At 70.2% G+C, this 5,593-nt stretch carries 7 protein-coding genes and 2 pseudogenes; 6 read left to right on the top strand and 3 right to left on the bottom strand.

From position 1 onward, the window contains the following. The 6 genes and pseudogenes from GJ634_RS13790 to GJ634_RS13765 all read left to right on the top strand — a co-directional run. A pseudogene (locus tag GJ634_RS13790) lies at positions 1-760 on the top strand (aminotransferase class I/II-fold pyridoxal phosphate-dependent enzyme); the annotation flags it as partial. Next, positions 757-1,263 (top strand): adenylate kinase family protein, encoded by a 507-nt coding sequence (locus tag GJ634_RS13785; protein WP_331714186.1) that lies wholly within the window; start codon positions 757-759, stop codon positions 1,261-1,263. The pseudogene GJ634_RS13790 and the gene GJ634_RS13785, both read left to right, overlap by 4 nt. Beyond that, positions 1,260-1,859, top strand: coding sequence for a CDP-alcohol phosphatidyltransferase family protein (locus GJ634_RS13780; RefSeq protein ID WP_157503450.1), 600 nt, complete (start codon positions 1,260-1,262; stop codon positions 1,857-1,859). Before GJ634_RS13785 ends, GJ634_RS13780 begins: the two co-directional genes overlap by 4 nt. 48 nt (positions 1,860-1,907) lie before the next feature. Next, entirely contained in the window at positions 1,908-2,444 is a 537-nt protein-coding gene (locus GJ634_RS13775) for a multiprotein bridging factor aMBF1 (RefSeq protein ID WP_157503449.1), read from the top strand. A 39-nt stretch (positions 2,445-2,483) separates the two neighbouring features. Continuing rightward, positions 2,484-3,131 (top strand): triose-phosphate isomerase, encoded by a 648-nt coding sequence (tpiA, locus tag GJ634_RS13770; protein ID WP_331714185.1) that lies wholly within the window; start codon positions 2,484-2,486, stop codon positions 3,129-3,131. Between the two features lie 37 nt (positions 3,132-3,168). Continuing rightward, positions 3,169-3,375, top strand: a complete 207-nt coding sequence (locus tag GJ634_RS13765; protein ID WP_157503448.1) for a hypothetical protein — start codon at positions 3,169-3,171, stop codon at positions 3,373-3,375. On the opposite strand, the gene GJ634_RS13760 is transcribed toward GJ634_RS13765, so the two are convergent. From GJ634_RS13760 to GJ634_RS15650, 3 genes and pseudogenes are all read right to left on the bottom strand, one after another. Continuing rightward, positions 3,372-3,818 (bottom strand): universal stress protein, encoded by a 447-nt coding sequence (locus tag GJ634_RS13760; protein WP_157503447.1) that lies wholly within the window; start codon positions 3,816-3,818, stop codon positions 3,372-3,374. The genes GJ634_RS13765 and GJ634_RS13760 overlap by 4 nt on opposite strands. Before the next feature lie 35 nt (positions 3,819-3,853). Next, on the bottom strand, positions 3,854-5,248 hold the full coding sequence (locus GJ634_RS13755) for a GntP family permease (RefSeq protein ID WP_157503446.1): 1,395 nt from the start codon (positions 5,246-5,248) through the stop codon (positions 3,854-3,856). A 110-nt stretch (positions 5,249-5,358) separates the two neighbouring features. Further along, positions 5,359-5,593 (bottom strand): annotated as a pseudogene (locus tag GJ634_RS15650) (DNA polymerase IV); the annotation flags it as partial.

Raw genomic sequence — 5,593 nt, 5'->3', positions numbered from 1 at the left:
CGGGCGACCGCGTGCTCGTGCCGACGCCGGGGTTCACGTACTACGGGATGAGCGCGCGCTTCCACCACGCGAGGTCGCCGAGTACAGCGTCCGCACGGACGACGGGTTCGCGCTCACCGCGGACAGCGTGCTCGACGCCTACGACGGCGAGCGCGTCGTCTACCTGACGAGCCCGCACAACCCCACAGGCCACCGGTTCACGCTGGACGCCGTGGAGGCGGTGGCCGAGGAGACGGGCGAGGACACGCTCGTCGTCGTGGACGAGGCGTACGGCGAGTTCACGGACGCGCCGTCGGCGGTCTCGCTGCTTGACGAGCGCGAGGACGTCGCCGTGCTGCGGACGTTCTCGAAGGCGTACGGGCTCGCGGGCCTCCGGCTCGGCTACGCCGTGACGCCGCCGGCGTGGGCGGACGCGTACGCTCGCGTGCAGACGCCGTTCGCGGCGAGCGCCATCGCCTGCCGCGCCGGCCTCGCCGCGCTGGACGACGACGAGCACGTCGCGAAGACCGTCGACAGCGTGGAGTGGTCCCGCCAGCACATCGACGACGAGCTGGACGCGCGGACGTACGAGAGCCACGGGAACTTCGTGCTCGCGAACGTCGGGGACGCCACCGCGGTCGCGGACGCCGCGAAGCGCGAGGGCGTCCTGATTCGGGACTGTTCGAGCTTCGGGCTGCCCGAGCACGTCCGCATCACGTGTGGCACCCGCGAGGAGACCGAGCGCGCGGTCGCCGTGCTCAACGAGGTGCTCGCGGAGTGAGAGTCGCCGTCACCGGAACCCCGGGCACGGGAAAGACGACCGCGACCGAGCACCTCGACACGGCCCTCGAGGTCGTCCACCTGAACGACGTCATCGACGAGGAGGGCCTCTACACGGAGGTCGACGAGGCCCGGGACAGCAAGGTCGCGGACCTCGACGCCGTCCGCGACTACCTCGAGGGGCGGGATGACGTGCTCGTCGAGTCCCACCTATCGCACCTATTGGACGCCGACCGCGTGGTGGTGCTGCGGTGCGCGCCCGGCGAACTGGAGCGGCGGCTCGTCGAGCGCGGCGAACCCACCGAGAAAGCCGAGGAGAACGCGGAGAGCGAGGCGCTGGACGTCATCCTCTCGGAAGCCGTCCAGCGCCACGGCCGCGAGCACGTCTACGAGATCGATACCACGGACCGCGACCCGGAGGCGGTCGCCGACGATATTGACGCGGTGCTCGCGGGCGAGCGCGACCCCTCGGCGGGCGAGGTGGACTTCACGGAGTACCTATGACCCTCGACTCCTACCGCGACCTCGCGACGCGGCTGACGCGGCCGTGGGTGCGCGCCGCCGTGAAAGTGGGCGCGACGCCGAACGCGGTCAGCGTCGTCGCGTTCCTGTTCGCGGTCGCGGCCGCCGCCGCGTTCTACGGCGCGACCCCCGTGCTGTACGCGGTCGGCGCGCTCTGCGTCGTCGTGAACGGCTGGCTGGACCTGCTGGACGGCGCGCTCGCGCGCGAACTCGGGACGGACTCCGTGGCCGGCGACCTCCTCGACCACGTGCTCGACCGGTACGCGGACGTGGTCGTCGTCGCGGGGCTCGCGGCGGGCATCGGGCGCTACGACCTCGGGCTGGCGGCGGTCACGGGCGTCCTGCTCACCTCCTACCTCGGGACGCAGGCGCAGGCGGTCGGCCTCGACCGCGTGTACGGCGGGCTGCTCGGGCGCGCGGACCGCCTCGCGCTGGTCGGCATCACCGGCGGTCTCTCCGTGTTCGTCCCCGCCGTCGGCGGGTTCTCGCTGGTCGCGTGGCTGCTCGCGCTGTTCGCGGTCGTCGGCCACCTCACCGCCGTCCAGCGGTTCGTCTCCGCGTGGCGCCAGCTCTCGTGAGCCGGTCGCGGCGTGCCATTTAAGCGTCGGCCGGGGCTATCGCTTGGTATGGCTCAGTGCGAGATGTGTGGCAAGGAGGTCTCGTCCCCGAAGACCGTCAAAGTCGAGGGGGCGGAGATCGACGTCTGCGACGACTGTGCCGACTTCGGCACGGAAGTCAAGACCGACTCCTCCAGCACCACCAGCACGAAGTACTCGACGTCCTCGTCCAGTTCCTCGTCCGGCGGCTCCGGCTCCGGGTCCTCGTCCGGCGGCTCCTCGGGCGGGCGCCGGCGCCGCGACATGTTCGACGAGATGGAGGAGCTGGCCGGCGACTACGACGACCGCATCCGGAACGCCCGCGAGAGCGAGGGGCTCAGCCAGGAGGAGCTCGCCGACGACCTCAACGAGAAGGCCAGCGTCATCCGGAAGCTCGAGCGCGGGGACAGCCTCCCGAGCGACGACGTCCGCGAGAAGCTCGAGAAGAAGCTCGGCATCACGCTGACCGAGTCCGGCGGCGACGCCGACGAAGAGTGGTCCTCGAGCAGCGACAGCGCGGGGCTCACGCTCGGCGACAAGGTCAAGCGGAAGGGCGACGGCAGCTAAACCTACAGTTTTTTCGACCGCGAGTACGCGTTCCCGGACGTGTTCGTACTCGTCAACCTGAAGGCGTACCCCTGCGACCCGGTGGCGGTCGCGGAGGCCGCCGCCGACGTCGCCGAATCGACGGACGCGACCATCGCGGTCGCGCCCCAGCACGCCGACCTCGCGCGCGTCGCGGAGACGGGCGTCACGACGTACGCCCAGCACGTCAGCCCCGTCGAGCACGGCAGCCACACGGGCAGCGTGCTCGCCGAATCCGTCGCGGACAACGGCGCGGTCGGCGCGCTGCTGAACCACTCCGAGCACCGCCGCAAGCTCGCGGACATCGACGGCAGCCTCGACGCCGCCGAGCGCGTCGACCTCCACACGGTCGTCTGCGCGAACAACCCCGAGCAGGTCGCGGCCGCTGCGGCGCTCGGCCCGGACGCCGTGGCCGTCGAACCCCCCGAACTCATCGGCACCGGGACGCCGGTCTCGCAGGCCGACCCCGACGTCGTCGAGGACGCCGTGTCGGCCGCGGAGGCCGTCGACCCGAGCGTCGACGTCTACTGCGGCGCGGGCATCTCCACGGGCGAGGACCTCGAAGCCGCCCGGGAACTCGGCGCCAGCGGCGTGCTGCTCGCGTCGGGCGTCGCGAAGGCGGACGACCCGCGTGCGGCCCTCGAAGCCCTCGTCGCGCCGCTCGAGTAGGGCGAACGCTGAAGGCGCGGACGGACGACGCGCCGGTATGGACGCCCGCGACCTCCTCCTGTTCGGCATCGCCGTCGTCCTCGCGAACGGCTTCCTGCTCGTGCACGACGTCCTCCGGTACGACCGCGGCACGGGCCTGACCGGCCTGTTCTACTACGGCGTGTTCCTCGGATTGGCGCTCGCGCTGGCCGGCGCGCTGGCGTCGAGCGGCGACTGGCGCGTCGAAAAAAGACCGGGCGGTTAGGCGGTCAGTACGGTGACCGGGTGGTCGTAGTCGAGGATGACCTTCTGGGTGGCGTCCCCGAAGATTGCCTTCCCGGTCGGCGAGCGCTTGCGGCCCGCGAGGAAGATGTGGTCGCAGCCGTACTCCGCGGCCGCGTCGAGGGTCTTCTCGGCCTTCTTCCCGAGGTAGCCCGCGGTCTCGTACTCGACGTCGAGGTCCGCGAGAATCTCGTCGGCGAGGTCCTGCGCGAACTCCGCGGCGCCTTCCTCGGCGTCGTGGGGCGTGTAGTCTGCGGTGCTGTTCGGAATCGCTTCCATCGCTTCGCGGCGGCCGCCGTACTCGTCTTCGGTGGTGACGTGAATCACCACGAGGTCGGCGTCGACGCCCGCGGCGAGCGTGCCTGCCTCGTGCAGGAGGTCTTTCGCTGCGTCGGTCGGGTCGATGACTGCGAGTGCGCGGTCCATGGTTGTGGTTGTGTGGTGGTTGGTGGGCGATGCAGTTAGGCTAGTGGGAGCACCGTCGAGAGGACGAGCACCGTCACCAGCCCGGTCACGGAGATGATGGTCGTCAGCGCGGTCCACGTCTTCAGCGTCTCGACCTGCGTGAGGCCGCCGATCTCCTTGACCAGCCAGAAGCCGGAGTCGTTGTACCACGAGCAGATGTTCCCGCCGGCCCCGATGGCCATGACGAGGTACGCCTGACTGACGCTGAGGTCGCCGGCCAGCGGCGCCATGATGCCCGCGGCGGTCAGCATCGCGGCGGTCGCGGACCCCTGCGCGATGCGGACGACGGCGGCGATGAGCCACGCGGTGATGAGCAGGCCGATGCCGAAGTTCTGCAGGATGTCCGCGATGTACGGGCCGATGCCGGAGGCGGCGAGCAGCGCGCCGAACGCCCCACCCATCGCGGTGATGGCGGCGATGTTGCCGCCGGACTTCAGCGCTTCCGTGAGCTCGTCCTCCCAGACGGACCGCGAGAGGCCGGTCCAGCGGAGGTACGTGACGGCCGCGGCCATCGCGGCGATGGTGAGCGCGACGTTCTTGTCGCCGATGAACGCGACGATGGGCTGGATGGCCTCCAGACCCGGGTACCACTGCTGGAACGTGTTGACGGCGGTCGCGGACGCGACGAGCACGACCGCGAGGACGATCGGCGAGATGGACTCGAGGACGCCGGGGAGGTCGGCGGTGTCCCGCTCGGCGCGCTCCTCGAGCTCCTCGGTGGTGGTGCCCATCGAGTCCCGCAGCGGGATGTCGAGGCGGGCGTTGATCCAGCGCCCGTAGACGAGGCCGGCGACGACGGCCGCCGGAATCGCGGTGACGATGCCGATGGCGATGGTGATGCCGAGGTCGACGCCGATCTCGCTCGCGACCGCGAGCGGGCCGGGCGTCGGCGGCACGAAGACGTGGGTCGTCGCCGCGCCGGCGCCGACCACGACGATGTACAGCGCGTAGTTCTTCCCGACGCGGGCGCGCATCGAGCGCGCCAGCGGCGCCATCAGGTAGAACACGCTGTCGAAGAACACCGGAATCGCGAGGACGGAACTGCTCCCCCACAGCGCGATGTCGGAGTTGCTCTCGCCGACCAGCGACTGGAAGCCGCGGACGATGCGCTGGGCGGCGCCGCTCTCCAACATCGACTTCCCGATGATGGCTGCCATCAGGATGGGGATACCGATGCCTGCCATCCCGTTCCCGAACGCGGTGGCGGTCTGTCCGGCCGCGTCCGCCATCGCGAAGTCGGGGACGAAGACGGCGTTGACGAGGCCGACCGTGAACGCCGCGATGGTGAGCCCGACGAACGCCGGGAGGTCCAGTACGACCAGTAACATCACGACCACGGCGAGCCCGATTGCGAACGTGAGCAGTGGACTGTGTGCGAATTCGATTGCCATGTGTTACACTTTGTCAGCGACACCCACCACTACAAAAAAGTTTTTATTCACTAGGCGAATAATTATTCTCTCGTTGTACGACCGCGTTACCAAGTACCACGCCCGCGCCGTCAGTCGAACTCGTCCAGCGAGACCTGTCCGTCCGGGTCGCGTTCGGACCGGTCGCGGCCGCCGCGGGTCGTCGAGGCGGCCGCGTCGTCGCTCTCGAAGCCGTCGAGGCTCGCCTGCTCGCGCTCGGAGAAGTCCAGGTTCGAGACGCGCACGCCGACCTTCCGCACCGACTCGTCCGCGAACTCCCCGAGGAGGTCCTGCGTGACGGCGTCCACGAGCTCCGGGTCGTCGACC

This window comes from Halobacterium sp. CBA1126, assembly GCF_009741975.1.
Lineage (GTDB): Archaea > Halobacteriota > Halobacteria > Halobacteriales > Halobacteriaceae > Halobacterium.
Note: the sequence above shows the minus strand (reverse complement) of the source record. Positions and strands in the feature narration are given on the sequence as shown.

Excerpts from the sequence above, each read along its gene's own strand:
- GJ634_RS13765 (WP_157503448.1), top strand. The coding sequence starts at position 3,169 with ATGGACGCCCGCGACCTCCTCCTGTTCGGCATCGCCGTCGTCCTCGCG.
- GJ634_RS13760 (WP_157503447.1), bottom strand. The coding sequence starts at position 3,818 with ATGGACCGCGCACTCGCAGTCATCGACCCGACCGACGCAGCGAAAGAC.
- GJ634_RS13775 (WP_157503449.1), top strand. The coding sequence starts at position 1,908 with ATGGCTCAGTGCGAGATGTGTGGCAAGGAGGTCTCGTCCCCGAAGACC.
- GJ634_RS13780 (WP_157503450.1), top strand. The coding sequence starts at position 1,260 with ATGACCCTCGACTCCTACCGCGACCTCGCGACGCGGCTGACGCGGCCG.
- GJ634_RS13755 (WP_157503446.1), bottom strand. The coding sequence starts at position 5,248 with ATGGCAATCGAATTCGCACACAGTCCACTGCTCACGTTCGCAATCGGG.